Source organism: Pseudomonas anuradhapurensis (genome assembly GCF_014269225.2).
Classification (GTDB): domain Bacteria; phylum Pseudomonadota; class Gammaproteobacteria; order Pseudomonadales; family Pseudomonadaceae; genus Aquipseudomonas; species Aquipseudomonas anuradhapurensis.
In genome coordinates this window covers 3,256,290-3,282,538 of the sequence record NZ_CP077097.1, presented here as the reverse complement: position 1 = coordinate 3,282,538, position 26,249 = coordinate 3,256,290, and the positions used below count along the sequence as shown (strand labels likewise).

The 26,249-nt window shown below is 63.2% G+C and carries 29 protein-coding genes and 2 tRNA genes; 8 read left to right on the top strand and 23 right to left on the bottom strand.

The features are described from left to right. Window positions 1–54: 54 nt before the first annotated feature. From HU763_RS15340 to HU763_RS15310, 7 genes are all read right to left on the bottom strand, one after another. A complete protein-coding gene (locus HU763_RS15340; protein ID WP_186687009.1) occupies window positions 55–1,056 on the bottom strand; it encodes a glycosyl transferase family protein in 1,002 nt (333 codons plus the stop codon). Further along, a complete protein-coding gene (locus tag HU763_RS15335) occupies window positions 1,053–1,388 on the bottom strand; it encodes a TusE/DsrC/DsvC family sulfur relay protein (protein WP_186687011.1) in 336 nt (111 codons plus the stop codon). Before HU763_RS15335 ends, HU763_RS15340 begins: the two co-directional genes overlap by 4 nt. After that, the gene (gene tusB, locus HU763_RS15330; RefSeq protein WP_186687014.1) at window positions 1,385–1,681 is read right to left on the bottom strand and encodes a sulfurtransferase complex subunit TusB; all 297 of its coding nucleotides are present in this window, start codon (window positions 1,679–1,681) and stop codon (window positions 1,385–1,387) included. Before tusB ends, HU763_RS15335 begins: the two co-directional genes overlap by 4 nt. Then, entirely contained in the window at window positions 1,681–2,040 is a 360-nt protein-coding gene (gene tusC, locus HU763_RS15325) for a sulfurtransferase complex subunit TusC (protein WP_186687017.1), read from the bottom strand. The genes tusB and tusC overlap by 1 nt, the downstream gene beginning before the upstream one ends. A gap of 1 nt (window position 2,041) precedes the next feature. After that, a complete protein-coding gene (gene tusD, locus HU763_RS15320; RefSeq protein WP_170030540.1) occupies window positions 2,042–2,434 on the bottom strand; it encodes a sulfurtransferase complex subunit TusD in 393 nt (130 codons plus the stop codon). A 254-nt stretch (window positions 2,435–2,688) separates the two neighbouring features. Continuing rightward, window positions 2,689–4,068, bottom strand: coding sequence for a nucleobase:cation symporter-2 family protein (locus HU763_RS15315; protein WP_186687020.1), 1,380 nt, complete (start codon window positions 4,066–4,068; stop codon window positions 2,689–2,691). Window positions 4,069–4,224: 156 nt separating this feature from the next. Continuing rightward, window positions 4,225–4,896 (bottom strand): Bax inhibitor-1/YccA family protein, encoded by a 672-nt coding sequence (locus tag HU763_RS15310; protein WP_003251184.1) that lies wholly within the window; start codon window positions 4,894–4,896, stop codon window positions 4,225–4,227. A gap of 133 nt (window positions 4,897–5,029) precedes the next feature. On the opposite strand from HU763_RS15310, the gene HU763_RS15305 reads away from it, so the two are divergent. Further along, window positions 5,030–5,117 (top strand) — tRNA-Ser (locus tag HU763_RS15305). A gap of 245 nt (window positions 5,118–5,362) precedes the next feature. Here HU763_RS15305 and HU763_RS15300 read toward each other — a convergent pair. From HU763_RS15300 to HU763_RS15270, 7 genes are all read right to left on the bottom strand, one after another. Continuing rightward, entirely contained in the window at window positions 5,363–7,585 is a 2,223-nt protein-coding gene (locus HU763_RS15300; RefSeq protein WP_186687022.1) for a GMC family oxidoreductase, read from the bottom strand. Further along, a complete protein-coding gene (locus HU763_RS15295) occupies window positions 7,582–8,073 on the bottom strand; it encodes a sorbitol dehydrogenase (RefSeq protein WP_186687025.1) in 492 nt (163 codons plus the stop codon). The genes HU763_RS15300 and HU763_RS15295 overlap by 4 nt, the downstream gene beginning before the upstream one ends. A 4-nt stretch (window positions 8,074–8,077) precedes the next feature. Next, window positions 8,078–9,418, bottom strand: coding sequence for a cytochrome C (locus tag HU763_RS15290; protein WP_186687028.1), 1,341 nt, complete (start codon window positions 9,416–9,418; stop codon window positions 8,078–8,080). Between the two features lie 208 nt (window positions 9,419–9,626). Next, window positions 9,627–9,812: a hypothetical protein gene (locus HU763_RS15285; protein ID WP_186687031.1), complete on the bottom strand. Its 186-nt coding sequence runs from the start codon at window positions 9,810–9,812 to the stop codon at window positions 9,627–9,629. A 294-nt stretch (window positions 9,813–10,106) separates the two neighbouring features. Further along, the gene (locus HU763_RS15280) at window positions 10,107–11,150 is read right to left on the bottom strand and encodes an alpha/beta fold hydrolase (protein ID WP_186687034.1); all 1,044 of its coding nucleotides are present in this window, start codon (window positions 11,148–11,150) and stop codon (window positions 10,107–10,109) included. A gap of 149 nt (window positions 11,151–11,299) precedes the next feature. Further along, window positions 11,300–11,878, bottom strand: a complete 579-nt coding sequence (locus tag HU763_RS15275) for a cysteine hydrolase family protein (protein WP_186687037.1) — start codon at window positions 11,876–11,878, stop codon at window positions 11,300–11,302. Window positions 11,879–12,416: 538 nt separating this feature from the next. Beyond that, window positions 12,417–13,322, bottom strand: a complete 906-nt coding sequence (locus HU763_RS15270; protein ID WP_186687040.1) for a LysR family transcriptional regulator — start codon at window positions 13,320–13,322, stop codon at window positions 12,417–12,419. A 98-nt stretch (window positions 13,323–13,420) separates the two neighbouring features. On the opposite strand from HU763_RS15270, the gene HU763_RS15265 reads away from it, so the two are divergent. Beyond that, window positions 13,421–14,182, top strand: coding sequence for a sulfite exporter TauE/SafE family protein (locus HU763_RS15265; protein ID WP_186687043.1), 762 nt, complete (start codon window positions 13,421–13,423; stop codon window positions 14,180–14,182). Window position 14,183: 1 nt separating this feature from the next. On the opposite strand, the gene HU763_RS15260 is transcribed toward HU763_RS15265, so the two are convergent. The 5 genes from HU763_RS15260 to HU763_RS15240 form a co-directional block, all read right to left on the bottom strand. Continuing rightward, the gene (locus tag HU763_RS15260) at window positions 14,184–15,608 is read right to left on the bottom strand and encodes a GGDEF domain-containing protein (RefSeq protein WP_170034208.1); all 1,425 of its coding nucleotides are present in this window, start codon (window positions 15,606–15,608) and stop codon (window positions 14,184–14,186) included. A 139-nt stretch (window positions 15,609–15,747) separates the two neighbouring features. Further along, complete coding sequence (locus HU763_RS15255; protein ID WP_186687045.1) at window positions 15,748–17,577, bottom strand: SLC13 family permease; 1,830 nt, start codon at window positions 17,575–17,577, stop codon at window positions 15,748–15,750. Between the two features lie 138 nt (window positions 17,578–17,715). Then, window positions 17,716–18,102, bottom strand: a complete 387-nt coding sequence (locus HU763_RS15250) for a glycine zipper domain-containing protein (protein ID WP_170030461.1) — start codon at window positions 18,100–18,102, stop codon at window positions 17,716–17,718. Between the two features lie 71 nt (window positions 18,103–18,173). Then, entirely contained in the window at window positions 18,174–18,365 is a 192-nt protein-coding gene (locus HU763_RS15245) for a hypothetical protein (protein WP_186687162.1), read from the bottom strand. Between the two features lie 132 nt (window positions 18,366–18,497). Beyond that, complete coding sequence (locus tag HU763_RS15240) at window positions 18,498–18,788, bottom strand: RcnB family protein (RefSeq protein WP_186687047.1); 291 nt, start codon at window positions 18,786–18,788, stop codon at window positions 18,498–18,500. A 113-nt stretch (window positions 18,789–18,901) separates the two neighbouring features. Between HU763_RS15240 and HU763_RS15235 the strand changes: the two genes are divergently transcribed. Together HU763_RS15235 and HU763_RS15230 are read left to right on the top strand one after the other, a co-directional pair. Continuing rightward, on the top strand, window positions 18,902–19,252 hold the full coding sequence (locus HU763_RS15235) for a hypothetical protein (RefSeq protein ID WP_186687049.1): 351 nt from the start codon (window positions 18,902–18,904) through the stop codon (window positions 19,250–19,252). Window positions 19,253–19,445: 193 nt separating this feature from the next. Beyond that, window positions 19,446–20,267, top strand: coding sequence for a class I SAM-dependent methyltransferase (locus HU763_RS15230; RefSeq protein ID WP_186687051.1), 822 nt, complete (start codon window positions 19,446–19,448; stop codon window positions 20,265–20,267). Here HU763_RS15230 and HU763_RS15225 read toward each other — a convergent pair whose 3' ends face one another. The 4 genes from HU763_RS15225 to HU763_RS15210 all read right to left on the bottom strand — a co-directional run bounded on the left by HU763_RS15225 (window position 20,268) and on the right by HU763_RS15210 (window position 23,571). Continuing rightward, window positions 20,268–21,035 (bottom strand): SDR family oxidoreductase, encoded by a 768-nt coding sequence (locus HU763_RS15225; RefSeq protein ID WP_186687053.1) that lies wholly within the window; start codon window positions 21,033–21,035, stop codon window positions 20,268–20,270. A gap of 35 nt (window positions 21,036–21,070) precedes the next feature. Beyond that, window positions 21,071–22,138: a phosphotransferase family protein gene (locus HU763_RS15220; RefSeq protein WP_186687055.1), complete on the bottom strand. Its 1,068-nt coding sequence runs from the start codon at window positions 22,136–22,138 to the stop codon at window positions 21,071–21,073. 348 nt (window positions 22,139–22,486) lie between these two features. After that, window positions 22,487–22,804, bottom strand: a complete 318-nt coding sequence (locus tag HU763_RS15215; protein WP_186687057.1) for an SCP2 sterol-binding domain-containing protein — start codon at window positions 22,802–22,804, stop codon at window positions 22,487–22,489. 56 nt (window positions 22,805–22,860) lie between these two features. After that, window positions 22,861–23,571 (bottom strand): histidine phosphatase family protein, encoded by a 711-nt coding sequence (locus tag HU763_RS15210; RefSeq protein ID WP_186687060.1) that lies wholly within the window; start codon window positions 23,569–23,571, stop codon window positions 22,861–22,863. A gap of 197 nt (window positions 23,572–23,768) precedes the next feature. Between HU763_RS15210 and sohB the strand changes: the two genes are divergently transcribed. The 4 genes from sohB to HU763_RS24785 all read left to right on the top strand — a co-directional run bounded on the left by sohB (window position 23,769) and on the right by HU763_RS24785 (window position 25,988). Further along, on the top strand, window positions 23,769–24,794 hold the full coding sequence (gene sohB, locus HU763_RS15205) for a protease SohB (RefSeq protein ID WP_170030454.1): 1,026 nt from the start codon (window positions 23,769–23,771) through the stop codon (window positions 24,792–24,794). Window positions 24,795–24,948: 154 nt separating this feature from the next. Beyond that, window positions 24,949–25,022 (top strand) — tRNA-Cys (locus tag HU763_RS15200). 288 nt (window positions 25,023–25,310) lie between these two features. After that, window positions 25,311–25,553, top strand: coding sequence for a hypothetical protein (locus HU763_RS15195; RefSeq protein ID WP_186687063.1), 243 nt, complete (start codon window positions 25,311–25,313; stop codon window positions 25,551–25,553). Window positions 25,554–25,688: 135 nt separating this feature from the next. Further along, window positions 25,689–25,988, top strand: coding sequence for a hypothetical protein (locus tag HU763_RS24785; protein ID WP_225931887.1), 300 nt, complete (start codon window positions 25,689–25,691; stop codon window positions 25,986–25,988). The last annotated feature ends 261 nt before the right edge of the window (window positions 25,989–26,249 follow it).

Below are 26,249 nucleotides of genomic sequence, written 5' to 3'. Positions count from 1 at the left end.
GTCTAGGCCAAATAGTTCGAAAAAATAGCGCAAAGATCCGGGGGTTATAATCGATTAGATCGATTGGTTTCGCGCTTGCCAATAGCCGTGGGCTGTTGCGAACGCCTCTTCGCGGCCCTGGCCCAAGCCGCGAAGGGCCAGGGCCATGGTGGCGATGACGGCCTTTTCGCCGTAGCTGTCTTCAACCTCGCCACGCCAGAAGGCCAGCAGATGCTCGGCTTGCAGGCTGGGCGGCTTGACGTGGCGGCGTTCGCTCAGCGCTGGCCATTCTTCATCCCAAGCCTCGCCTGCCGTGGTGCCGTAAAGGTGGCTGATGACATCAGGGTTGACCTCTATCTCGCCACCATCGCCCTTGATCACCAGTGCATGGTCACCCAGCAGGCGGCTGGCCTCGCGGTGGACCGCCTGGTAACCGGGGTGGAAGATGCTTTGCAGGCCACAGCGTGCGCCCAGCGGGTTGAGGACCCGGGCCAGCGAGTGGATCGGTGAGCGCAGGCCCAGGGTATTGCGCAGGTCGATCATGCGCTGCAACTGCGGTGCCCAATCCTGCAGCGGGAAGAACGCCAGCTGATGCTGGTCGAGTGCCTCGGCAACGGCTGCCCAATTGCGGCACAGGGGGATCTGCAGCAGGTCGAGCAGTTGCTCGGTATACATGCGCCCGGCGGTATGTGCGCCGCCGCCATGCATCAAGATGCGCACACCATTGCTGGCCAGGCATTTGGCGGCCAGCAGGTACCACGGCAGATGGCGCTTCTTGCCGGCATACGTGGGCCAGTCCAGGTCCACGGCGATGCGCGGGGCCTGCAGGTGCGCGCGCAGCGCCTCGGTGAAGCCGGCCAGTTCCTCTGCGCTTTCCTCCTTGTGCCGCAGCAGCATGAGGAAGGCACCGAGCTGGGCGTCTTCGACCTTGTCTTCCAGCAACAGGGTCATGGCCGCGCGAGCCTCTTCGCGGGTCAGGCCACGCGCGCCGCGCTTGCCTTTGCCAAGAATGCGCACGAATTCGGCGAACGGGTGTTCAGCCGGGGTTTCCAGGGTGAGTGGGCGTGGCTGGGTCATATGCAGTTGGTCGGTTTGGGCAGGCCCGCCAGCTTGGCGGCGAGTTTGGCGGGAGTGCCATTGAACAGGCGGTTCAGGTGCGGGCTGTTGCCCTTGTCCGGGCCCAGCTTGAGCGCGGTGTACTTGATCAGCGGGCGGGTAGCTGGAGACAACTGGTATTCCTGGTAGAACTGGCGCAGCAGTTCGAGGATCTCCCAATGATCCGCAGTCAGCGGGATGCCCTCACGCGCGGCCAACGCCTCGGCCGCGGCAGGTGACCAGTCCTGCAGGTCGACCAGGAAGCCGTCCTTGTCCAGGGCGATCGCCTGATCGCCAACGGTGAGCGTATTCATAGCCAGCTGTTGACCTTGTCGTAATGCAGCGACAGTTCGACGAAGCCAGCGTAGTCCACGGCCTTGGCCAGTTCGCTGACGATTGCACGGGCGTGTACGTCCTCTTCCAGGGCGAACAGGCGCTGAGCCAGGCTGGCGGCTTGCAACTGGCGGTACGGCTCGCTGCCGTTGCGCAGGGCGTACACCGCGTCACCGCACAGCAGCAGGGCATCGTCGGCACCGAGCAGGCGCAGGCAACTGGCCAGGCGCTCGTCGCCAAAGGGGGAGTGGGCAATTACATGCAAGGTCGTCATCAGAGCGTTACCACCTGGTCAAAACGGGCGATCAGCGCGGCCAGGGCGGTGTTGTCGAGCACTTGCACCGGCAGCGCGAGGCGCTCGGCAGCCAGACCACGCCGGGCGAGGCTGTGGCTGCAGGCAAACAGTTCCTCGACACCGAACATTGGCAGTGCTTGCAGGTTGGCAGCGAGGTTCTTCTGCTGCACGGCCGCGGGCTGCTGATCCGCTGCGAGCTGGAATACCCCGTCGTCGAGGAACAGCATGCCCAGGGGCAGATCGAACGCACCGCCGGCCAAGGCGATATCCAGCGCCTCACGCGCCGATGGGCCATTCCAGGGCGCCTGGCGGCTGATGATCAATAACGATTTGGTCATTTCAGTCGCCCCCGAAGCAGACAAGGCGATCGGCAACCTGCGCTGCCTCGTGCAGTTGGCCGAGCCCGGACAGCTCCCAGGGCTTGGGCAGGTTCACGGCCGGGCGCTGGTAGCGGTTGGCCTCGGCCTCGTCGAGCACACCACGGCGCAGGGCGGCGGCGATGCACACCACGGCGTCCAGCTGCTTGGTCTCGATAAAGGCACGCCACTGGCCGGCAACATCCACTTCGTCCTGGGGTGCGACCACGTTGGCCGAGGCGCTGTGCACCCCGTCCTGGTAGAAGAACAGCCGGGCAATCTCATGCCCGCCAGCCAGCACCGCCTCGGCGAAGCGCAGGGCGCGTCGCGAGGAGGGCGCATGGGCCGGGGAGAACACCGCGATAGCGAATTTCATGGGTAACTCATGCAAAAGGAATGGTGCCATGATAAAGCAAAAAAGCCCGCGCCCGCTTGTGCATGCGGGCCGAGCTTTCTGTTGCGCATCAATCGCCAGGCCCATGCGGGCCCTTGTAGGAGCGGCCTTGCGTCGCGATGGGCTGCAAGGCAGCCCCAGCGATTTTTGCATTTACGCTGAAATCCTGGGGCTGCCTTGCAGCCCATCGCGACGCAAGGCCGCTCCTACAGAAACCGCGCAAGGGCTGAGTGAACTCAAGCCTGCTCCTTGCCCTCCGGCAGGAACCAGTTCAGCACTAGCGCGCAAATCCCCCCAGTCGCCACACCCGACTCCAGCACATTGCGAATCGCTGCCGGCATGTGCGCCAGGAACTCCGGCACCTGTGCCACGCCCAGGCCCAGTGCCAGCGACACCGCGATGATCAGCAGGGCGCGACGATCCAGCCGGGTACTGGCCAGGATATTGATACCCGAAGCGGCAACCGCGCCGAACATGACCATGGCCGCGCCACCCAGTACTGGCTCCGGTACCGCCTGGATCACCCCGGCAACGCTCGGAAACAGGCCCAGCAGCACCAGCATTGCAGCGATCCAGATGCCGATATGGCGGCTGGCGATACCGGTCAACTGGATCACGCCATTGTTCTGCGCGAAGATCGAGCTCGGGAAGGTGTTGAAGAAACCAGCCAGCAGCGAGTTGGCCCCATTGACCAGCACGCCGCCCTTTATCCGCTGCATCCATACCGGCCCTTCGACCGGCTGGCGCGACACCTTGCTGGTGGCAGTGACGTCGCCGATGGCTTCCAGCGAAGTCACCAGGTAGATCACCAGCATCGGAATGAACAGCGCCCAGGAGAAGCCCAGGCCGAAATGCAGCGGTGTCGGAACCTGGAACAGCGCGGCCTGATGCATGCCGGTGAAGTCGAGGCGGCCCAGGTAACCCGCCAGCGCATAGCCGACCGCCAGGGCGATGACGATGGCGCAGCTGCGCATCCATACCACCGGGATGCGGTTGAGGACGACGATGATCGCCAGCACCACGCCCGACAGCAGCAGGTTCTCACCATTGGCGAACGTACCGTTGGCCATGGCGCCGAAACCACCGCCCATGCTGATCAGGCCGACCTTGATCAGGGTCAGGCCGATCATCAGCACGACGATGCCGGTCACCAGCGGCGTGATCAGGCGTTTGACGAAGGGCAGGATGCGCGACACGCCCATCTCGACGAACGAGCCGGCGATGACCACGCCGAAGATTGCCGCCATCACACTTTCCACTGGCGTGCCTTGCTTGACCATCAGCGCGCCACCGGCAATCAGCGGCCCGACGAAGTTGAAGCTGGTGCCCTGGACGATCAGCAGCCCGGCACCGAACGGCCCGAACCGCTTGCACTGGACGAAGGTGGCGATGCCGGAGATCACCAGCGACATCGATACGATCAGGTTGGTATCCCGCGCGGAAACGCCCAGCGCCTGGCAAATCAGCAGGCCAGGGGTGACGATCGGCACGATGATCGCCAGCAGGTGCTGCAGCGCGGCCAGCAGGCCGATCAATGGCCGTGGCCTGTCTTCCAGGCCAAGCACCAGTTCATCGGCAGGCGCCGCTGCGCCTAGGCTGTGTTCGTGTGAGCTCATGGCTGAAAGCTGCCCTGGAGAAAAAAGGAGCGCATTCTACGGGTGATGATGGATTTGGGGTAGTGGCATGCACGAAGGCGGCATGATCGAAGCGCATCCCGCAACCCGCTCCCACAAAAAAGCCCGCCGAAGCGGGCTTTTTCAGGCAGCACTCAATCAGTCATCGCGACCCATGATGCCAAACAGTTGCAGCAGGCTGACGAACAGGTTGTAGATCGATACATACAGGCTGATGGTTGCCATGATGTAGTTGCGCTCGCCGCCGTGAATGATCGCGCTGGTCTGGAACAGGATGCACACAGACGAGAACAGCACGAAGCCGGCGCTGATCGCCAGTTGCAGGCCGCTGATCTGGAAGAAGAAGCTGGCTACGACAGCCCCCAGCAGAACGAAGAAGCCCGCGGTGATGAAACCGCTGAGGAAGCTCATGTCCTTGCGGGTAATCAGCACATAGGCCGACAGGCCACCGAACACCAGCGCGGTCATGGCAAATGCCGAGCTCACCACCTCGGCGCCACCGGCCATGCCCAGGTAACGGTTGAGGATCGGGCCGAGGATGAAGCCCATGAAGCCGGTGAGGGCGAAGGTGGACACCAGGCCCCAGGCCGAATCACGCAATTTGTTGGTGAGGAAGAACAACCCGTAGAAGCCGATCAGCACCACGAACACGTTCGGGTAGCCGACGCGCATCTGCTGGGCCACGAAGGCCATGACACCGCTGAAGGCGAGGGTAAGCGCCAGCAGGCTGTACGTGTTGCGCAGGACCTTGCTGATCTCCTGCTGCTCGACCTGCTGGCCGTGGTGTACGGCGTAATCCTGTTCGCGCATGGCGACACTCCTTGATGAACCTGTGGTTTCGAACGTTCAGATGTGTGGAGTCTATCAGAGCCGCCGCAACCCGCGACACAGAGAGTTTGACAGCTTGTTTCATTACGGTATGATGGCGGCCGCAAAACGAGCTGGAAGCGTGGCCGAGTGGTTTAAGGCAACGGTCTTGAAAACCGTCGATGGGCAACTATCCTAGAGTTCGAATCTCTACGCTTCCGCCATATAACTGCCTGATTCAGTTGATGTTCACGGCTGTTTCCCCTTCAAATGGGGGCGTCTCGGGAACACTTGGGAATCACAGCAAGAGAAAGGGGCCCTCCGTGGCCCCTTTGTCGTTTCTTCAGCTCAGCCTTTGCGCCCGGTTCAACAACCCCACCACGTCCGGCCCTTGCTCGCTGGCCCACTTCGCTTAATGCGCGAAGGTCCTTGCCATCGACGTGTACCTGTGGGGTTGTTATGACCGCCCCTACACCGACCCGAAACGCACCTCCACCGCCAGGCTGCCCAGGTTATCGCTCAGGCCAGCCCCGTAACGCCCGGCCAGGTCGTCATTGATGCACAGCTGCAACTCGCCCTGCTGGCCACGCGGCAACTGTGCCTGGTTGCCGACCAGGAACGGCACGCCGCTGTTGCCGATACGCCCGATCAGCGCTCCTTCCGGTTGGCCGGGCAAGGTGTAGCCGGGTTTGGCGATGAACCCAGGGTTGCCCGCCGCGCCGACCATCCCGGTGACCGGGTTGGCCGTCCACTGCCCACCGGTGCACACTGCCAGTTGCCAGCTCTGCCCGTTGACCTGCACGCCGGTGCCCTGCCAGGCCTGGTTGGCCTGCACCTGCACGGTACGCTTGAGGAGGTCGCTGGCAACCACGTCGGCGGCCTGGAAGGTCAGCGCGGTGATGGTCAAGGTCGGGTTGGCGGTGCCGGTGGTGGGGAATACGCCGTCACCGACCAGGAACAGGTTGGGGTGGTCCCAACTGCGCTGGTCCTTGTTCACCACCGATTTCCTGCTGTCCGAGCCCATCCGGTAAGTGCCCATCAGGTGGCCGGCGCCGAAGAATGGATAGTGCTGGCCGTCATACTCGAACACCGTCTGCGGCCCCGGGCCCACCTTGGGCGCGAAGTCGGTCAGCTCGGTGGCGCCCATCAGTTCGGTGATGATGTGCGTGGCGGCCAGGCGCGCCTGCTTGAATCCCTCCTTGGTGTAGTTGGAGAAGTCGTAGGTGATCTGTGGCCGAGGCAGGCCCAGGCCATCGGTGAACGTCTTCGACACCTCTACCCGGCAAATCGCCTTGTCCGGGTCTTGCTCCAGTTGCTCGACCAGGAAGCCCAGGCGGAACTGGCGGGTCAGCACGCTGTTGAGCTGCTGCACCAGTGCCGTGCCGGACAACGCCTGCTGGCTGGGGTTGGCACCGCCGATGTTGGTGCCGTCGATGTAATCGCAGACCGTGGTATACGGATCATTCGCCGACCAGTTCCAGCCCTCGTTGCCGATCTCGATACGCCAGGCGGCACGCTGGCTGCGGAACGCGCCGTCGCGCATGTCCTCGATCCCCGAGGTGGACAGCGGCCCGCGGAACGGGAACAGCGGCTTGCCTTCGGGCATCAGGCCCCAGGCCAGGTATACCGGGTGGTCGGACAGCCCCAGGCCGACCTGGCCGCTGCTGTTGGCCACGCCGTTGGGGCTGTGCGGGCCGACCGAGTTGAGCAGCAGTTTCGGCGTTTCGATCGCGTGGGCGGCGATCACGTAGCGTTTCCCCTGGGCCAGGCCGTTCTGCCGCGTGCCGTCGTTCTGGTACTGGATGTACTCGATGCCGGTGACGCCGCTGGCATCGACCTGCACCTTGCTCGCCACACTCTGGTAAAGGATGCGCACATTGCCGGTATCCAGCGCCTTGGCCATGGTCACGGTGGCGTCGTACTTGGCCTGGATCGGGCAGATCGGCGTGCAACTGGTGTTGCCGGCGCACACCCGGCGGCCGTTGTCGTTCTGCGAATTACGCCCGGCCGGTGTTTGCCGTACCTTGAGGGTGAACCCCTGGTACTGGGTGCCATCGACGGCCTTGCCCAGGCCTTGGTCGACCAATGACGGCGGAATGCCGTGCATGCTGTATTTGTAGCCTGGCGGGAAGGTCACGCCGAGGTAGCTCTGCGACGCGACATCGGCGGACACGCCTATCTCTTCCTCGGCGCGGCAATAGGCGGTTTGCAGGTCGTCGTAGCTGATCGGCCAGTCGACCCCGACCTGGTACACGCTGCGCATACGAAAGTCGTTTGGCAGCAGGCGCAGGGCCGTGCCCATCCAGTGCCACATGGTGCCGCCGCCCACCCGTTCATAGGTGCTGGCGAACAGCAGCGGTCCCTGCTGTACCAGGTAGCTCTTCTGCGCCTTGTTCGGGTCACTGCTGCCGGCGGTTATCAGGTCCTGGATGGTTGCCCGTGGCGCGAACTGCGTGGCCGGGGTCTGCTCGGTCTGCTCGGGCGGGTAGGGTGACTCTGGCGCCTTGAGCACGGCGGTGTAGAAGCGCTCCAGGTACTCGCTGCGGTTCGGCGGAATGGCCGGGCCAGACTCGAGCACCAACACTTTCAAGCCAGCCAGGCCCAGCTGGTAGGCCATGACGCTGCCGGCCATGCCGGCGCCCACCACGATCACGTCGGCGGTTTCGATACTTTGGGTCTGTACGTTGCTCATGGTTGCTGCCCTTCCTTGGCGTCGACACCGGTGAACTGCTTGAGGGTGGGTGGTTGCTCGCCCCAGTAGCCGAAGTGGAACTGGCTGTAGCCCATGGGGTGGGACTGGGCAATCTTCCACGCCCAGCTTTGCTTGTAGGCCTGGTCGGACACCACGCTGACGTCACCCTTGTGCGCGCCGCCTTGGTCGTACGGCTGGTACCAACTGCCAAGCAGCCACAGCTTCATGATCGAGCGCGCGCCTTGGGCAATCTGCGGGTCCGAGTTGCCGAGTACGGCGCTGGCGATCTGCGCAGGGGGTTGGCCCTTGAGGCTGACGTACAGCTCCAGCAGGTTACTGAACGCTGCGGTGCCCATGCCTTGCTGGGTGGTGGCGAAGAACAGCGGTGGCAGGTTGATCGGGTCGACGGAAGGCGCCAGCCGGTCGGCTGACAGGCCGGTGAGTGCAGCGGACAATTCGATGAAATTCTGCAGGTTCGGGTCGCTCATGGCATCACTCCTTGGCGCCTGTGGATTGGGCACGTTCAAGCAGGAAGGTGAAATCGGCGAAGCTGGTGCGCGGTGACTGGGTCACGCGAGTGGTCGCGTTGTTGTGGCACTCCATGCAGCTGGATGACGCCTGCGGCGTGGTGCCTTGGTTGTAGGTTTCCAGCGTGGCGTTCGCCAGGAAGTTCGGCGCAGGCGTGCCCAGCGGGTTGGTTGCCGACGGTACCTGGCAGTCATCGGCGGGGTCGGTCGGCCACTGGGTGCTGATCAACTGGTAGTTGGCCCACACCGTGCCCTTGAGCGCACTTTGCCATTGTGCGTTGAGCTGGTGGGTAGCTGCGGTGAGCGGAATTTCCCGCACGATCTGCGAAGGCGTGGCCTTCTTCGACGGGTCCCACGGTGGTGTGGGCGGCTCGTTCACCGGGCGGTCGCTGGCCTGGGCGTTGTAGAACAGGTAGGGGCCTTTGCGCTCGTTGACCGGCGTGGTCTTTTCCGGCACGTTGCGCACGTGTTCGAAGCTCGACCATACCCACTGCGGGGCACTGCTGGTCTTGTGCACGATGTGCAGGCCGACCAGCCCGACCTTCTGCGCGCTGCACGACTCGGGAATCAACGCGCCCTTGTTCGGGTCGGCGTTGCCGGGGGTGTAGACCAGCGCGTCGACGGCGTGAAAATCCGCCGGGTTGTCGCTGCCGTCGAGCACTTTCCAGGCCGACTTGACCATGATCGCGCCGACCTGCTGGGCCTTTTGCGAGCCGCAGGCGAAGGCGATGCGGTTGTCGGCCTTGCCGAGGAACGCTTGCTGGCCTTCCTTGCTGTACAGGCCATTGTTGACGATGTCATCGAACATTGGCTGGTTGACCATGATCGCGTTGCGCGTGTAGGTGCCGCTCTGGTCGACCAGTGGGCCGGTCTTGAACGGCTGGATGAACTCGTCGAGCACGCCGGCGACCTTGCCCATCTGCTGCAGCACCGGCAGGTCCCCCTTGCCTTGGCAGGCGGCGGGTAGCGGCGCCTTCTGGTTCCAGGCGACCGGCTTCTGGCCTTTGGGCAGGAAAATCTCGTAGCTTTCCTTCCACGACTCCCACACCGTCTGCCCCGGCGCACCGATCTTCACCGAGGTGTTGGCGCTGCCGTCGGCATTGGCAGGCCAGTTCAGGGCGACGAAGGTCTGCCACGACAGCACGTCGAAATCGTGTTGCAGGTTGTCCAGGGTGAAGGGGGGCGTGGCGGTGACGTCGAAGGGAATTGCAGGTGACAGCACCGGGGGGCTGGCCGCATCGGCCATGGCTAGCGCGCTGGTAAAGCTTGCACCCAGGCACGCCAACCGTTTCAGGGTTATTTTCATTGTCGTCTCCTCAGCAGATAGAGCGTCGGGACGACGAGGCGGAGTGGCCCTTCCTGGACCCTATGTTTAGCGTTATCCCTGACGCTAGGCTGAAGGCTAGCCGTCGCGTTGGAACCCCTGGATATATCCGACTAACGGTAGGGATAAAGGCGGTGGCGCACCTGTCTAAGCGCCCCAGTCTGGCGACCTGTGACCCCTTTCGCAGCGTCTATTGCAAGGTCATCGGCTTCATGCCGTCGGGTAGTTTGCGGATCGTCTCTTCTATATGGGCAATCGTTTCCGCGAGTTCGTCCGCTTCCTTGTCCTTGCCCTCCCTCCTCAGGCGATCACGCTCCAGGCGCAGGTTGAGTAGATTTTTCTGCAGTTTCAGGGCCGAGGCATTGAATGGGTCCATGCTGTTCTCATGCTGTAGGCCTCCTTGCCGTTGTAGGAAAACTGGACCGTAGCAGCTCGAATTTGCTGGAGAAACTGATGTTTCGTACAGGCGTTGCTTATTGATGGGAAACGTCCTACATCGGCTGGGAAAGTATCCTACAACCCTCGTTTCAACCCGTGTCTAACCAACCTGTCTCCACCCCCCGTACTAGCTGGCCGCCATCGGTAGCGAGCAGGGCAGGCCATCCACTCGGCTCAATCCTCGGCCTGCCGTGCTTTCTGAAACGTTCTGTAGCAATTGCCGGCCGTGACGTTAAAGGTGATCCGCATCCACTACCGCCTGGGTGAACGCCTGCGGTGCTTCCTGGGGCAGGTTGTGGCCAATGCCGCCGCTGATCAGTCGGTACTGGTACTTGCCGGTAAAGCGCTGTGCATACGCTTCGGCTGGTGGATGCGGGGCGCCGTTGGCGTCGCCCTCCAGGGTAATGGTCGGCACGCCAATGCTGGGGAAGCGGGCCAGCCTGGCTTCAAGCGGGTCGTAGCGTGTTTCGCCTTGGGCCAGGCCCAACCGCCAGCGGTAGTTGTGCACGGTGATCGCCACCTGGTCGGGGTTGTCCAGGGCCTTGGCACTGCGCTCGAAGGTGGCATCGTCGAAGGCCCACTTGGGTGAGGCGGTTTGCCAGATCAGTTTGGCGAAGGCATGGCGGTTCTGCTCATAGCCGGCCTGGCCGCGTGCAGTGGCGAAGTAATACTGGTACCACCATTGCAGTTCGGCGCTGGGGGGCAGGGGGGCCTTGGCGGCTTCCTGGCTGCTGATCAGGTAACCGCTGACCGACACCAGCGCCTTGACCCGCTCGGGCCACAGTGCCGAGACGATGTCGGCCGTGCGTGCGCCCCAGTCGAAGCCGGCGAGCACGGCACGCTGGATGTGCAGCGCGTCCATCAACGCGATGACGTCGCTGGCCAGCGCCGCGGGCTGGGCGTTGCGTGGGGTGGCGGCAGACAGGAAACGGGTCTGGCCATAGCCGCGAACGTAGGGCACCAACACCCGGTAGCCTTTGGCGGCGAGGGCAGGTGCGACATGTTCGAAGCTGTGGATGTCGTAGGGCCAGCCATGCAACAGGATCACCACCGGGCCGTCGGCCGGGCCTTGCTCGACATAGGCTATGTCGAGCACGCCGGCGTTGATGTGTTTCAGCGGGCCGAAGTCATCCGCCACGCTGGTGGCTGGCTGGGCCTTCTGTGGCGCAGCCGTGGCGGTATTCGCCGCCATCAGGCCAAGCGGCAGCAGGGCACAGGCAAGCAGCGTACGGCTGAAACGGCGTGGCAGGGCAGTGCTCGAGTGGCGGGCAGGCATTGGGCATCTCCTTGGCGAAGCCATCGGTGCGGGTTGATGGTTACCAGTAAAGATGAAGGCTGTATCAGGGATATGTCCGCACGGCCTGCAGGCGCATGGTTGTGTATCAGCGTTCAGTCTGTACACATGAAGATACAAACACTGGAGGGTCAGCGGCCGCCCGCAAGCCTGCTGCCAGCCAGTACCTGTTCGGTGCGCAAGATGCGCGCATAATCCAGGGCCAGGTTCGCCAGCGAAAGCGCATGTACGTCCTCCGCAGGCCACAGCCGGCCTTGCAGGTCGCGCTGGTCGAAGGTGAAGCAGGCATCTTCGACCACCGCCACGTCGAAACCGAGGTTGCCCGCCGAGCGGGCGGTGGACTCCACGGAGTTGTTGGTTATCACCCCGGCGATCACCAGCTGGTTGATGCCGCGGGTGTGCAGCCAGCGCTCCAGCCCGGAGTTGGCGAAGGCGTCGGGCACATGCTTGTCGAACACCGTTTCGCTCGCCAGTGGCGTGAACGCAGGCTGGAATTCGCAACCGGACTGGCCTGGCCAGAACACCGAATCCACCGCGCGTGACAGGTGGCGCACATGAACCACCGGGCGCGCCAAGTGACGCCAAGCAGCCAGCAGCTCGCCCATGCGCAGTTCGGCTTCCGGGTTGTTGCGCCGGCCCAGGCGTGGGTGGTGAATGCCCGCCTGAAGGTCGATCAGCAGCAGGGCTGTGTTGTCGGCGAAAGCGATCATGGCGGGGTGGCACTCCTTGGCGGGTTCGAGCGGTTGACCCTAGCACAGCGTGAATGCCTGGGCAGCCTTCCGAACCTCGGGATCCGGGCGCTGCTGCGCAACCAGCGACACAAAGCAGGGCTGGGCATCTGATCCGCTTTTTTTCCACAAACCTGCATCTGTAACCGTATCAGCCCAAGCCGGACAATAGGCCCATTCCCGCATCCACACTGTTGAGGTTCCGATGGGCAAGCTCGCGCTGTTCCTGGGTGGTTTTCTGCTGCTGACCCTGCTGATAGGTATTCTTGGCACTATCCCGCCAAGCTGAACTCGATTCCTGCACACCCCACATCTGCGCGGCCTGCCCGGCTTTCGGGCGGGCCTGTCGCTGTTGTCGTTTGGCCGATTCACCCTACCGATTTGTACGATAAGTCGTTCTTTACGCTGGGAAATCTGTCCACAAAAAACGTGGGTAGGTCTGTGGATAAAGTGCTGCAAGCCAAGCGTACGGCGGGCTCTGTTAAATTGAGCAGAATTTGAACAGCCGTTTCCAGGTGTTTCAATAGGCCATGCCGGCGCGGCGCAGCGCCGCGAGCAAGTCTCGTACCCGCGCCGGTAGTTCTCCGGCAGGGTAGACGGCATGCATCTGTGGGTCCTGGCCGCTGCTGGAGGTCAGGCGGTAATGCGGGCATACCCGCACCAGGCGCCCAGCCCTGACCTGCGCTTCGCCGACCCAGGCGGCCAGGCGGGCGATACCGGCACCGGCCAGCGTGCAGTGATACACCGCGTCGCCTGAATCCAGGCGCAACCTCGGCCTGGGCCGCAGGCTGGTGATCTGGCCGTCACGGCAAAAGTGCCAGGCTTTGAGGATGCGTGGGGCGGTGTGCAGGATCAATGCATGCCCTTGCAGGTCCTCGGGGTGCTGTGGCGCACCTGCCGCTGCCAGGTATGCCGGGCTTGCATACAGGTGGCGCTGGTAATCCCACAGCGGGTAACCGATCAATTCGCTCGATTGCGGAAAGGCGCCGCGCACCACGAAGTCGAATTTGCCCTGCAGCGGATCGAGCGCCCCGTCGCTGTACTGCACGTCCAGTGTCACCTGGGGGTGGCGGCGGGAAAACTCGGCCAGTACCTGGGGCAGCACATGTTCACCCAGCAGCTGGGGCACGGCGAAGCGGATCCAGCCCTGTGCACTGCCGCTGAGCGCGGCCAGCTCATCGGCGGCGTCACGTTGCACATCCAGCAAGCGCTCGGCGTGGGGCAACAGGCGCTCGCCGGCTTCGGTCAGGGTAACGGCGCTGGCGTTGCGGTTCAGCAGCTTGCTACCGGCGTTGTCTTCGAGGGCCTGTACTGCGCGTGTTACCGAGCTTGGCGAGCGGCCCAGCGCGCGGGCGGCAGCAACGAAGCTGCGCTTGTGCGCCACGCTGACGAACGCCTGGATTTCCCGCAGCATGTCCAATGCCATTGGCTGTTCCTTGTTGCAGTTTTCGCAATGCGGCATTTCAACACAAGCGCAGCACTTTGATTAGCCTTGCGGGCGTCTTCACTGCCTGGAATCGCATCATGATGGATATCGCTGTGCTCTCCGTGTTCGCCTTTGCCGCCGGGCTGATCGACGCCGCCGTCGGCGGCGGCGGGCTGATCCAGATTCCGGCCTTGTTCAACGTGTTGCCCACGGCGCAACCGGCGGCACTGCTCGGCAGCAACAAGCTGGCGTCGGTCTGTGGCACGGCCTTCGCGGCCCGTTCGTTCATTCGCAAGGTGACCCTGGACTGGGGCCTGATCGTGCCGGCGGCGCTCAGTGCCTTTGTCATGTCGTTTGCCGGCGCTGCCACGGTGTCGCTGGTGCCACCCAGCGTGATGCGCCCGGCGGTGCTGGTGCTGATCGTGCTGATGGCCATCTACACCTTCTGCAAGAAGGATTTCGGCACCTTGCACACACCGGCGAAGATCGGCCGCAAGGAGCAGTGCCTGGCAATACTGATCGGCGGCGCGATCGGCTTTTACGATGGCCTGTTCGGGCCGGGCACCGGCAGCTTCCTGATCTTCCTGTTCATTCGCTTCTTCGCCTTGGACTTCCTGCACGCCTCGGCGTCGGCCAAGGTGGTCAACATCGCCACCAACCTGGCGGCGCTGGTGTTCTTCGTGCCCTCGGGGAATGTGCTGTACGCCATCGCCCTGCCCATGGCCGCGTGCAACGTCCTTGGCGCGCTGACCGGTACCTGGCTGGCGGTGCGCAAGGGGGCGGGTTTTGTACGCGGGCTGTTCCTGGTGCTGTTGTGCGTGCTGATCGCCAAGCTGTCATGGGACTTGCTGGCCGGCTAGCTCAGATCACCTGGCGCTGGGCCTCGGCTTGCTCCACGCGGTTGCGGCCATGCGCCTTGGCCCGGTACAGCGCCTGGTCGGCGCGCGCCAGCAGTTCGTCCAGGGTGGGGGCTGGCGTGTCGGCGGCACAACCGGCCAGGCCAATACTCACGGTAATCTGCAGGCGCTGGTCGGCCTGCAGCACATGCAGGTCCTGCACCGCGCGGCGCAGGCGTTCGGCAGTGAACTTGGCGCGGTCGGGCGCCAGGCCCGGAATGATCACCACGAACTCCTCGCCGCCCAGGCGGGCGAACAGTTCGCTATCGTGCAGCTGGTCTTGCAAGGCAGCGGCGAACTGGCGCAGCACCTGGTCACCCACCGCATGGCCATGGGCATCGTTGATCGCCTTGAAGTGGTCGATATCCAGCATCATCAGCGTCAGTGGTAGCGCCTGGGCGTGTTGCTGACGGCTGTCCAGCAGGGCATTGGCGCGGCGGGTGAAGGCACTGCGGGTGAGCACGCCGGTGAGGTGGTCGATGCTGGCCTGATGCGCCAGGCGCGCCATGAGGCTGCGGTTGGCCTGGCTGACGCAGGCGACCACCAGCGGCCCGAGCACCAGCATGGCGATGCCCAGGCGCGCAGACATCAGGGTGGTCACGCCCGGCTCGCTCTGCGGCACGATGAAATGCATGAGGTTTTGCGCCACCGCGACAATCAGCGTGCTGCCCACGGTAAGCGTCAGCAGGGCAACCAGAAACGGTGAATACGTCCAGGCGCACCACAACAGCGCGGCAATCGGGAACGCAATGGCCCCGGGGCCGCCGAAAGCAATGCCGAGCGCCAGCGAGGCGAGCAGTACCAGCAACGGCGCCAGGCGGATCGCCTGGGCGCCGCCACGCACCAGGGCACGCGCCGAGGGGGCCGTGAGCAGCACCGGCAGCACCAGCACGCTGGTAGAGAACTGTTCGCTGAACCAGGCCAGCCAGGTAGCACGCAAGGACTGTTCGAACCAGGGGGCAGCCATCACCGTTGCCATGCTGGCCGCTACCATGGCACCGGCGGCACAAGCGGCGAACACGCTGACCACGCCGTGGGGGGTACGCATGCGCTGGTGCAGGCGTGGCAAACGCGAGAGCAACAGCCACAGCGTGACGACCATGCCCAGGTTGCACAGGTTGAACCACAGGGCCGGTACCCAGGCGCTGCCGCACAGCAGGTCGGCGCCAACCATGGCCAGCCAGACCAGGGCGAAGCCCGCCAGCGTGGCCTGCCGGGGGAAGCGCAGCAGCACCCCGGCCAGTACCGCATTGACCGGCCAGAACAGCGACAGCGATTCGATCGGGCGGGCCAGGATACCGCCCAGGGTGAGGGCGAAGGTCAGGGCAAGCAAGATGACGACGTGCAACAGGCGCGATTGGGCTGGAAAAACCATGGGCTCGACCGGCAGAGCGGAAACGAAATCCAGGACAACGGCTTGAAGCACCTGGGGCAATGACGTATCAGTGTGTTTCGTCAGGGTACTTGATGTCAATCTGCCGCGATCGGCCGGGATAATGTCAAACTGCCTTCATTGCGTGCCAGTTGCCTCACAGCCCGAAGAACCACGGCACCATCAATACGGTCACCAGCATCACCAGTAGCGTGAATGGCACGCCGACCTTGACGAAGTCGGCAAAGCGGTATTGCCCGGGGCCCAGCACCAGTGTGTTGACCGGCGAAGAAACCGGGGTCATGAACGCGGCCGAGGCGGCCAGCGCCACGGTCATGGCGAACGGGTAGGGTGACATGCCCAGCTGTGCGGCGGTGCTGACGGCTACCGGGGCCATCAGTACCGCAGTGGCGGTGTTGGAGATGAACAGGCCGATCAGCGCGGTGACCGCGAACAGGCAGGCCAGGATGGCGCCTGGGCCGGCACCGCCGAGTAGGCTGACCAGCCCGCTTACGGCCAGGTCGATGCCGCCGGTTTTCTGCAGCGCCTGGGCAAAGGGCAGCATGCCGACAATCAGTACCAGGCTTTGCCAGTGGATGGCCCGGTAGGCGCTGTTCATGTCGATGCAGCGGCCTGCGCCCATCAGCAGGCAGCCGATCAGCGCGGCGATGACGTTGGGTAGCGCGCCGCTGACCATCAGGCCGACCATCACCGCCAGGCTCAGCAGCGCCTGCGGTGCGCGCCTGCGCGCGGGCGCGACCAGGTCGATTTCCGCAGGCAGGCTCAGGACCAGGAAGTCCTTGGGCCGGCTTTGCAGCTGGCGCACCGCCTTCCATGGGCCGACCACCAGCAGGGTGTCACCCAGGCGCAGCTTCTCTTCCACCAGTTGCGCGTCGATCGCCGCCTGTTCGCGGCGCAGGCCAACCACGTTGAGGTCGAAACGGGTGCGAAAGGCCAGTTCGAGGATGCTCTTGCCAATCAGTTGCGAGCCGGGTGGTAGCGACACCTCGGCCATGCCCAGCTCCTGGGACTGGTCGATGAAGTACGCTGCCTTGAAGTGCAATGGCTCCAGCTGCATGGACTGGCACAGGCTGCGCAGGTCGTCATGGTTGGCAAACAGGTCCAGCAGCAACACGTCACCCTGCTGCAGCACGCTAGCCGAGTCGGCAGCGATCACCCGCGTGGTGAACTTGTGCTGGCGCTCGATGCCGATCACGTTGGCGCCATGCCGGGTACGCAGTTCCAGTTCGCCCAGGGTATGGCCGATCAGCGGCGAATGCGGGCGGATGCGCAGGCGCCGTTCGCGGCCATTGAGCTTGTAGTCCAGCACCAGGTCGAGCAAGGTGCGCCGGCTTTCCACCCGGCCATCCTTGCGCACCTCGCCATTCAGCCAATGCCGGGTCAGCAGCATGTAGCCGATGCCCAGCACCAGCACCACCAGGCCGAACGGGGTAAAGCTGAAAAAGCTGAAGCCTGCTTCGCCATGGCGCACCAGCTCGCTGTGCACCACCACGTTGGGCGGCGTGGCCACCAGGCTGAGCATGCCGCTGATCAGGCCGGCGAAGGCCAGTGGCATCATCAGCCGGCTGGGCGAAAGCTGCAGGCGCGCGGCGATGCTCAGCACCACCGGAATGAAGATCGCCACCACGCCAGTGGAGCTCATGATCGACCCCAGCCCCGCCACGGCCACCATCAGCAGCACCAGCAGGCGGGCTTCGCTGTTGCCGGCGCGCTCGCTCATCCACTCGCCGATGCGGTAGGCGATGCCGGTGCGCACCAGGCCTTCACCGATCACGAACAGGGCGGCGATCAGCACCACGTTGGGGTCGCTGAAACCGGCCAGCGCCTGCTCCACGCTGAGGATGCCCGACAGCGGCAGGGCGAGGATCACCAATAGCGCGACCACGTCCATGCGCGGGCGGTTGATGACGAACAGGACGATGACGATGGCCAGCAGGCCGAGGACCCAGAGCAGCTCTTGGTTCATGGGGAGGGGGTGTTCCTTCACACAGGGGCACGTTAGACAGTAGCAGGCAGTGTGCCGGATTGTGCTGAAGGGGGTATTGATGTACTGCAGGGTTTGCAAAACAGAAGGGGCCGCATTGCGGCCCCTTGGTCACCGGGATCAGTGGCGGTGACGGCGGTGGTGCCTGCCGCCATTGTCGCCCAGGTGGTTGCCGATGGCGCCACCGGCCGCGCCGCCCAGGCCGGCGCCCACGGTGGAGCCGGTCTTGCCGCCCACCGCGCCGCCCAGCAGCGAACCGCCAGCCGAGCCCAGGCCACCGCCGATGGCAGCTTCGGTACGGTTGCCTTTGCTTGCGCCTACCGCACTGCCGGCTGCGCCGCCGAGGCCGGCGCCAATGGCCGCCCCAGTGCGGCCGCCGATCTGTTGGCCAACAACGTTACCCAGAACACCACCCAGGCCACCGCCAATGGCGGCAGTACCGTCACCGGCGAAAGCGCCCTGGCACAGCAGCAGGCCAAGGGCAAGGGAAGGCAGAGTCACACGCATGATACGAACCTCGAAGGAATCATAAGGTAAAGGTGCCGCGCACGGGCGGCGAATCTGGGGGAGAAGACGCTTCAGCGGTAGTAGCGGTCACCGCGGTAATCACGATCGTCATCATCGTCGTCATGGCGATCATGCCGATGGTGGTGACGGTGCTCATGGTCGCGGTCCCGCCAGCCATCGTCGTCGTCATGGTAGCGATGGCTATGGCAGCCTGCGGTGAGCAGGACAACGGCGATCAGCGAAAGGCTTGCAAGACGGGGTATCACGATATAGGTCCTTGATCCGCAACGGTTTGCGGCACACCTCCTGAGACTGGAAATGCTCCATTTGGTTTCGCTGGCAGGCAAAAATATTTGCCATGCCAGCGCTGAGCGGAAGGCCTGATGCGGGCAGGTTCAGCGCGCTGGCTGGATCGCCAGCACGACACCGTTGGTGATCTGCACCAGCACGTAGTGATCGCCCATGCGCACCCAGTGGCTTTCCTTCTCCGGTGCCGGCAGGCCTTTGCCTTTCCAGTCCTTCAGGGCCTGGTCATCGCGCTTGTACTGGTCAGGCGCCTTGTCGCCGACCTTGAGTTCGCGGTTGTGGGTTTCCGGGGCGGTGATGCTTTCTTCGCTGGATGGCGCGGCACCGACGGCCAGGGGCAGGCAGGGCAGTGCAGCAAGTAGCAGGTAGTGCAGTTTCATGACGATTCCTCGTGGCGGCATGTCTTAGCTGCGACAGCGGTTTGCGCCAGGCAATTCACTCGCGATGCCTGCCAGTGCTAGAGTCGCCTTCTTTTTTACCCTGAGGATGGAACATGCGTGCGATTCTGCCGATGGCCGCGGCACTGATGCTGGTGGGTTGTGCTTCTGCAACCATGGAAACGGCCCGCGGTGGCAAGCCGACCGCGCAGTTGGACTCGCACAAGGCGCCGGAGCTGGTGGCCCAATGCATCCAGTTCAGCTGGCAGGAGGAGAAGGTGTTCGGCGACGACGCCAGCGGCTATCTGGAACCGCGCAAACAGGGCGGGTTCACGGTTTATACCCGTGAAGCCGAAGCGTTCGTGGATGTATACCCGCAAGCCGGTGGGGCTCGGGTGGATTTCTACGCGCAGAAAAACGATGGCGTGGCGCTACAGCGCCGGGCCGCGGCGGCGACTTGCCTGTAACCAGCGGACAGCACAATCGCAGCCTCTGTGGGAGCGGGTATACCCGTGCCTGCGCCAGTACCGGCGTTGCCGCCTTCGCGGCTGCGCAAGCTGCCACAGGGCCGCGTTGGCTTTACAATTTTTCGCAAGGCGGTCCTGTCGCCGTGAGCCTGGTGGAGGCTAGCATGAGCGCCTGCCACTCAGGGAAAACAGCATGGACCGCTCACTGCAACTCAACCGCGCCAGCTGGGACGAACGCGCGCCGCTGCACGCCGCCTCGAAGGACTACCAAGTCGAACGGTTTGTCCAGCATCACGACCACCTGTCCGATACCGTGCGCTTTGACCTGCCATTGCTCGGCGACATCAACGGGCTTGATACCGTCCACCTGCAGTGCCACATTGGCACCGATACCCTGTCGCTGGCGCGCCTCGGCGCCAAGGTCTGTGGCCTGGACTATTCGGCGGCATCGCTGGCCGAGGCGCGGGCTTTGGCCGAGCGCTGTGCTGCACCAATCAGGTATGTCGAGGCTGACGTCTACGCTGCCAGCGAGGTGTTGCCGGCCGGCACCTTCGATCTGGTCTACACCGGCATAGGTGCGCTCTGCTGGCTGCCGCGCATCGAGCCATGGGCGCGTACCGTCGCTGCGTTGCTGAAACCGGGCGGGCGCCTGTTCCTGCGTGACGGTCACCCGGTGCTGATGGCGGTCAATGAAGACCATCAGGACCGCCTGCAGCTGGAATACCCCTACTTCGAGCAGCAAGCGCCGACGGTCTGGCATAGCGAGCAGACCTACGTCGACACCGAGCAGCGCCTTACCCACTGCGAAACCCACGAATGGAACCACGGCCTGGGCGAAGTCATCAGCGCCTTGCTCGGCCAGGGCATGCAACTGACTGCTCTGGTCGAGCACCAGAGCATTCCGTGGGAGGCGTTGCCGGGGCAGATGGCCAAGGGTAACGATGGCGAGTGGCGCTTGCGTGACCGGCCTGCGCGCCTGCCACTGAGCTATACGCTGATGGCAATCAAAGCCTGATCAGGACAGATACCCGCCATCGACATTGAGCGCCGTGCCGGTGGTATAGCTGGAGGCATCGCTGGCCAGGTACAACACGGCGCCGGCCATTTCCTTGGGGTCGGCTACGCGCTTGAGCGGGATCTGCTGCAGTGCAGCATTGCGGATAGCGTCGTTCTTCACCAGTGCCGAGGCGAACTTGGTGTCGGTCAGGCCCGGCAGCAGCGCGTTGCAGCGGATGCCGAACGGCGCGCATTCCTTGGCGAAGACCTTGGTCATGTTGATGACCGCCGCCTTGGTCACCGAATAGATGCCCTGGAACAGGCCAGGTGAAACCCCGTTGATCGACGCGACGTTGATGATGCTGCCGCCACCCTGCTCGCGCATCAGCTTGCCGGCCTCCACCGACATGAAGAAGTAGCCACGGATGTTGACGTCCACGGTCTTCTGGAATGCGCCCGGGTCGGTGTCCAGTACATTGCAGAATTGCGGGTTGGTGGCGGCGTTGTTGACCAGGATGTCCAGCCGACCGAATTGTTCGCGGATACCGGCGAACACCTGCTGGATCTGCTCCAGTTCGCCGATGTGGCAAGCCACCGCCGTGGCCTTGCCTCCCGCGGCGATGATGGCCTCGGCAACCTGCTGGCAGCCGTCGAGCTTGCGGCTGGACACGATCACATGGGCACCTTGCTGCGCCAGCAAGTGGGCAATCGCCTCGCCAATGCCGCGGCTGGCACCGGAAACGAAGGCGATCTTGCCGTCGAGGTCGAACAGGTGGGTCTTGGACATGCTGTTTTCCTTGTTATCCGTTGTCGAGGTCTGGCTCAGAGGCTGGACTTGGCAATGACCTGCAGGGTCATGTGCTCCAGCAGGCGGTTCATGTGGATGAACTGGGCGAAACGCTTGTCCTGGGTCTGGCCGTGGTAATAGCGGTAATAGATCTGCTGGACGATGCCAGCCAGGCGGAACAGGCCATAGCAATAGTAGAAATCGAAGTTGTCCAGGCGGATGCCGGCGCGCTCGGCATAGTAGTCGACGAACTGGCGACGGCTGAGCATGCCCGGTGCGTTACTGGGTTGGCGGCGCATCAGCTGCACCGGCGCCGGGTCCTCGGCCTCGATCCAGTAGGCCAGGCTGTTACCCAGGTCCATCAACGGGTCGCCGAGGGTGGCCATTTCCCAGTCCAGCACACCGATGATGCGCATGGGGTTGGCGGCATCGAGGATCACGTTGTCGAAACGGTAGTCGTTGTGCACGATGGCCGCGCGCGGGTGGTCGGCAGGCATCTTTTCGCGCAGCCAGGCGGTTACCTGTTCCCAGCGCGGGGCATCCGGGGTCAGGGCTTTTTCGTAGCGGCTGGTCCAGCCTTCGATCTGGCGCTGTACATAGCCTTGTGGCTTGCCGAGGTCGGCCAGGCCGCAGGCGTTGTAGTCCACCTGGTGCAGCTCCACCAGGCGGTCGATGAAGCTTTTGCACAGGGCCTCGGTGCGCGGGGCATCGAGGTCCAGTTCGGCCGGGATGTCCGAGCGCAGGATGATGCCGTTGACCCGCTCCATGACGTAGAACTCGCCGCCAATCAGGCTGATGTCGGTGCAGTGCACATAGGCCTTGGGGCAGTACGGGAAGCCGCTGTTCAGTTGGTTGAGGATACGAAATTCGCGGCCCATGTCGTGGGCCGACTTGGCCTTCTGGCCGAACGGCGGGCGGCGCAGCACGAAGTCGCGGTCCGGGTAGCTGACCAGGTAGGTGAGGTTGGAAGCGCCGCCGGGGAACTGGGTGATGCGCGGCAGGCCGTCCAAGCCGGGAATATTGGCCTTGAGGTAAGGGTCGATGACGGCTGCATCGAGTTCTTCGCCGGGGCGTACCTGGGTGGACTGGTCGGTGAGCGTCATGCGTTTTCCTTATTCTCGATCGCAAGGACTATTGGCTAATCTAATGCGCTGGTGAGGTTGGAACAAGCGTGCCAGATACTAAATAGGTAAGGGTGTTGCAGCTTGATCAACTGCCTTGATGAAGCTGCACTGTTCGCCTGGCGCGCAACCGTGTAGGAGCGGCCTTGTGTCGCGATGGGCCGCACCGCGGCCCCGGCGATCTTGTATCAGCGCCGCAATCCTGGGCCGCTTCGCGCCCCATCGCGACACAAGGCCGCTCCTACAAAAAAGCCAGCGCAGCCTGCCGAGGGCAAAAAAAAACCGAAGCCATTCAGGCTTCGGTTTCTGATCAGCCGGTATCGCCAGCCCTCAGGACGGGAACAGCTCGCTGAGCTTCATCGACAGCATCATGTCGCCTTCAACGCGCAGCTTGCCGCTCATGAACGCCTGCATGCCGTCGGTTTCGCCGCTGACGATACCCTTGAGGGTTTCGCTGTCCATCACCAGCGTGCAGTTGGCATCCGGGTTTTCGCCTTCCTGCAGGTCGCAAGTGCCGTCCTTGACGATCAGCGCGTAGTGCTTGTCTTCGTCGGTGATGTTGAAGCCGAACACCAGGTCCAGGCCGGCGGCAGCGGATGGGTTGAACTTCTCTTGCATCTTTTTGACGGCATCAGCTACGGAGGTCATGGCGCATTCCTTATAGAGTGATTTACACGTCCCCGCAGGGACACAACAAGCCGGGCTCATCGATAGGTGACAAGCTCCGGCGCCTTCAACAGCTGCACATGGGCCTGGCTGTTGAAGGAAGCCAGTGCCACGTCGCGGCCGCGGAACTTCAGCTGGCTGAGCGACGTGTTGATGATCTGCCAGTTCAGCGCGAACGCCTGGCCGGGGGTAATACGGGTAACCAGGTGGAGCAGGGCGGCAATGGTGCCGCCCGAGGTGAAGATGGCGATATTCTCGCTGCCGGCGGCGCCATCAAGTACGCGGTGCAGGCCATCGCGCACCCGCGTAGTGAAGGCCTGCCAGGTTTCCAGGCCATCGTCGGCATGCTCGCCCTCGTACCAACGCTGTACCATCAGTGCGAACAGGCGCTGGAATTCGCTGCGATGCTGTGCAGCATTACGCAGGATGTGCAGGGCATCAGGCTCGTCCGGCAGCAGCCCGGGTAGCAAGGCGCGGATCACGCCGTCGGCATCGAACTCATTGAACGCGGCATCGGTCTCAACAGCCGGCACCGGGCAGCCACTGGCGTGCAGAGCCTCCAGTGCCAGGCGCGCGGTATCCTGCTGGCGGCGCAGGTTGCCTGCCACGCAGCGGTCCAGGCGCACGCCGAGCTGGGCCAGGTGTTCGCCCAGGGCCTGGCTTTGGCGCACGCCCACCGGCGAGAGGACGTCGTAGTCTTCGGCGCCGAAGGAGGCTTGGCCATGTCGGATCAGGTAGAGGTTGCCCACGGAAGGTTCCGGCCTGTTGGAGGTTGCTGCGAGGTTAGGATGCGGCACACGGGCTGTCAACGAAAAAACATACAAGCGTTTGAAAAGCTTGTTTGAAAGATGTTGCCAGCGTTTGCACCGGCTGGCAGCACCTCAGGCGCAACGGTATGCTTGCTACAGTTACGCGCCGTTGTGGCGCAGGTATTTAAGGAGTCAATGTGGAGTTTCTTGCCGAATACGCAAGCTTTCTCGCCAAAACCGCCACCCTGGTCATCGCCATCCTGGTGGTGCTGTCGGCCATCGCCGGGCTGCGTGGCAAAGGGCGGCGTAAACCGGGCGGGCAATTGCAGGTCACCCGTCTGAACGAATTCTACAAGGACCTGCGTGAGCGCCTGGAGTCCGGCCTGCTCGACAAGGCCGAACTCAAGGCGTTGCGCAAGCAGCAGGCCAAGGCGGAAAAACAGCAGCAGAAGAAGAAAGGCAAGGCCGAGGAAAAGGGCCGGGTCTTCGTCCTGGACTTCGACGGTGACATCAAGGCCTCCGCCACCGAAAGCCTGCGCAACGAAATCACTGCGCTGCTGACCCTGGCCACCCCGCATGACGAAGTGGTATTGCGCCTGGAAAGCGGGGGAGGCCTGGTACACAGCTACGGCCTGGCCGCCTCGCAACTGGCGCGCATCCGCCAGGCTGGCATCCCGTTGACCGTGTGCATCGACAAGGTGGCCGCCAGCGGCGGCTACATGATGGCCTGCATCGGCGAAAAGATTGTCAGCGCACCGTTCGCCGTGCTGGGCTCCATCGGCGTGGTGGCGCAATTGCCCAACGTCAACCGCCTGCTGAAAAAACACGACATCGATTTCGAAGTGCTCACGGCCGGTGAGTACAAGCGCACCCTGACCGTGTTTGGCGAGAACACCGAGAAGGGGCGGGAGAAGTTCCAGGAAGACCTGGACATCACCCATCAGCTGTTCAAGGATTTCGTCGCCCGGTATCGCCCGCAGCTGCACATCGACGAAGTGGCCACCGGCGAAGTGTGGCTGGGCGTCGCGGCACTCAACCGCAAGCTGGTGGACGAATTGCAGACCAGCGACGAATACCTCAGCGAGCGTGCACGCACTGCCAACCTGTTCCACTTGCACTATGCCGAACGCAAGAGCCTGCAGGAGCGCATCGGCATGGCTGCCAGCGGCACGGTGGAGAACACCGTGGTGGGGTTATGGAGTAAACTCGGCCGCCTACGCTAACACCTTGAACCCGTTGAAATTTTTTTTCGTTCAGGGGGTTGCAAGGTTAAACGAATGCAGACATAATGGCGCCCATCGAAACGCAGCAAACTTTGAAAAAGGTTCAGCGTTTCAAGGAGATAGCGAAGCGCAAGCCGCTAGATCCGAACTTTGAGGCCGAGTAGCAAAGTGGTTATGCTCCGGATTGCAAATCCGTCTACGCCGGTTCGATTCCGACCTCGGCCTCCACTATTCGAAAGCCCCGCAGATTAACGTCTGCGGGGTTTTTCTTTGTGGGCTGAAAAAATTAAGTCCTACAACCAGTTATCCTTCCTCATTGCCAGAGCCTGGCGATAGCGTCGAGGCGGCGTGGCCTTGAGCACATGTTGTAAGCTCCCTGTTGTGCAGGAGCTCGCCAGCTTCAGGCGCCTGGTTGACCTTGCAGCCGACGGCTGACAAGGAGCAAAAACAGAACAGAGCTGTCCCAAACCTCAGCGATGCTGCGAGTTTGAGTTCTACTGCCTTGCGAGATGACACATGCCACTAGATAAAAGGTTTGCTGCATATCAGCTCCTGAGAGAGCTGGATGCCATAACCTCGTCGATCATGAACCAAGTCGCGTACGGACGTATTGGCGATCCTTCATGGAAAGAGGCGCAGGCCCATCATCGGGAAGTCTTCGAGAAGTGGATGAGCTTTGCCGCGACGCTCAACCCTCCCGAGCTGTGTGGCCTCGGCAATGAGGATGACAATGATTCGGCCGAGTTGCGATCAGGCTGATCGTTCCGTTTCACTCGATACGTGCTTGGCCTTTCCCGGTCGTCCGGAAGCCATTTATTTGGCGTCAAAAATCTTGAGTCGGTGTGCTCGTTGCTGTAAGAAGCATCTTTCTCGATAACTCAGGACATTGGGACGATGGCGAGGGAGCGTGGCGAGTGCTTCTGGCAGTGGGGCGACCCGGTATTACACACCAGAACTCATAACGAAACGTTGAGTGACGGAACCCAAATCGATGTGCAGGTTCGGCTGTCCAGAACCGGCGCAACCCAGATGTTCATCGGTGTCTATGCTCCCGGTGGAGCGATGATCCACGAAGAAAGCTTTGATTCTCGCCCAGGAGAGACGATGACGCGGGCAATGGCCCGGGGCGTAGGGCGTGCTCGCTGCCTGGCTGGCGGAGTGCGATCGCCCAGCCGGAAGGTCGCCACGGGGTAGTCTTGCGCGACGTCCAGGCCATTGCTGAGTTCTGCCGAAAACAACGAGACGCTCGAGTTTCAGGCGGGTGTAGGGCATCGGCCAGTCACCCGCTGCAGTGCCTGGTCGGTCGCTTGAATATTTGTCGCGCACGCCCCTAGATTCACGCCTCGGTCGGCCGGATCAGTGGATTGTCTTTCCCTTCCGCGAACAAGGAGGTGCCCTCATGACCCAGTTTCCGCGACGTCTCTATGTCTGCGAAGGCTTTGTCGAGACGGGCGA

What these genes read in the sequence shown, in the direction of transcription:
- HU763_RS15340 (WP_186687009.1), bottom strand. Translation starts at nt 1,056, where the DNA reads ATGACCCAGCCACGCCCACTCACCCTGGAAACCCCGGCTGAACACCCG.
- HU763_RS15335 (WP_186687011.1), bottom strand. Translation starts at nt 1,388, where the DNA reads ATGAATACGCTCACCGTTGGCGATCAGGCGATCGCCCTGGACAAGGAC.
- tusB (WP_186687014.1), bottom strand. Translation starts at nt 1,681, where the DNA reads ATGACGACCTTGCATGTAATTGCCCACTCCCCCTTTGGCGACGAGCGC.
- tusC (WP_186687017.1), bottom strand. Translation starts at nt 2,040, where the DNA reads ATGACCAAATCGTTATTGATCATCAGCCGCCAGGCGCCCTGGAATGGC.
- tusD (WP_170030540.1), bottom strand. Translation starts at nt 2,434, where the DNA reads ATGAAATTCGCTATCGCGGTGTTCTCCCCGGCCCATGCGCCCTCCTCG.
- HU763_RS15315 (WP_186687020.1), bottom strand. Translation starts at nt 4,068, where the DNA reads ATGAGCTCACACGAACACAGCCTAGGCGCAGCGGCGCCTGCCGATGAA.
- HU763_RS15310 (WP_003251184.1), bottom strand. Translation starts at nt 4,896, where the DNA reads ATGCGCGAACAGGATTACGCCGTACACCACGGCCAGCAGGTCGAGCAG.
- HU763_RS15300 (WP_186687022.1), bottom strand. Translation starts at nt 7,585, where the DNA reads ATGAGCAACGTACAGACCCAAAGTATCGAAACCGCCGACGTGATCGTG.
- HU763_RS15295 (WP_186687025.1), bottom strand. Translation starts at nt 8,073, where the DNA reads ATGAGCGACCCGAACCTGCAGAATTTCATCGAATTGTCCGCTGCACTC.
- HU763_RS15290 (WP_186687028.1), bottom strand. Translation starts at nt 9,418, where the DNA reads ATGAAAATAACCCTGAAACGGTTGGCGTGCCTGGGTGCAAGCTTTACC.
- HU763_RS15285 (WP_186687031.1), bottom strand. Translation starts at nt 9,812, where the DNA reads ATGGACCCATTCAATGCCTCGGCCCTGAAACTGCAGAAAAATCTACTC.
- HU763_RS15280 (WP_186687034.1), bottom strand. Translation starts at nt 11,150, where the DNA reads ATGCCTGCCCGCCACTCGAGCACTGCCCTGCCACGCCGTTTCAGCCGT.
- HU763_RS15275 (WP_186687037.1), bottom strand. Translation starts at nt 11,878, where the DNA reads ATGATCGCTTTCGCCGACAACACAGCCCTGCTGCTGATCGACCTTCAG.
- HU763_RS15270 (WP_186687040.1), bottom strand. Translation starts at nt 13,322, where the DNA reads ATGGCATTGGACATGCTGCGGGAAATCCAGGCGTTCGTCAGCGTGGCG.
- HU763_RS15265 (WP_186687043.1), top strand. Translation starts at nt 13,421, where the DNA reads ATGATGGATATCGCTGTGCTCTCCGTGTTCGCCTTTGCCGCCGGGCTG.
- HU763_RS15255 (WP_186687045.1), bottom strand. Translation starts at nt 17,577, where the DNA reads ATGAACCAAGAGCTGCTCTGGGTCCTCGGCCTGCTGGCCATCGTCATC.
- HU763_RS15250 (WP_170030461.1), bottom strand. Translation starts at nt 18,102, where the DNA reads ATGCGTGTGACTCTGCCTTCCCTTGCCCTTGGCCTGCTGCTGTGCCAG.
- HU763_RS15240 (WP_186687047.1), bottom strand. Translation starts at nt 18,788, where the DNA reads ATGAAACTGCACTACCTGCTACTTGCTGCACTGCCCTGCCTGCCCCTG.
- HU763_RS15235 (WP_186687049.1), top strand. Translation starts at nt 18,902, where the DNA reads ATGCGTGCGATTCTGCCGATGGCCGCGGCACTGATGCTGGTGGGTTGT.
- HU763_RS15230 (WP_186687051.1), top strand. Translation starts at nt 19,446, where the DNA reads ATGGACCGCTCACTGCAACTCAACCGCGCCAGCTGGGACGAACGCGCG.
- HU763_RS15225 (WP_186687053.1), bottom strand. Translation starts at nt 21,035, where the DNA reads ATGTCCAAGACCCACCTGTTCGACCTCGACGGCAAGATCGCCTTCGTT.
- HU763_RS15220 (WP_186687055.1), bottom strand. Translation starts at nt 22,138, where the DNA reads ATGACGCTCACCGACCAGTCCACCCAGGTACGCCCCGGCGAAGAACTC.
- HU763_RS15215 (WP_186687057.1), bottom strand. Translation starts at nt 22,804, where the DNA reads ATGACCTCCGTAGCTGATGCCGTCAAAAAGATGCAAGAGAAGTTCAAC.
- HU763_RS15195 (WP_186687063.1), top strand. Translation starts at nt 25,311, where the DNA reads ATGCCACTAGATAAAAGGTTTGCTGCATATCAGCTCCTGAGAGAGCTG.
- HU763_RS24785 (WP_225931887.1), top strand. Translation starts at nt 25,689, where the DNA reads ATGGCGAGGGAGCGTGGCGAGTGCTTCTGGCAGTGGGGCGACCCGGTA.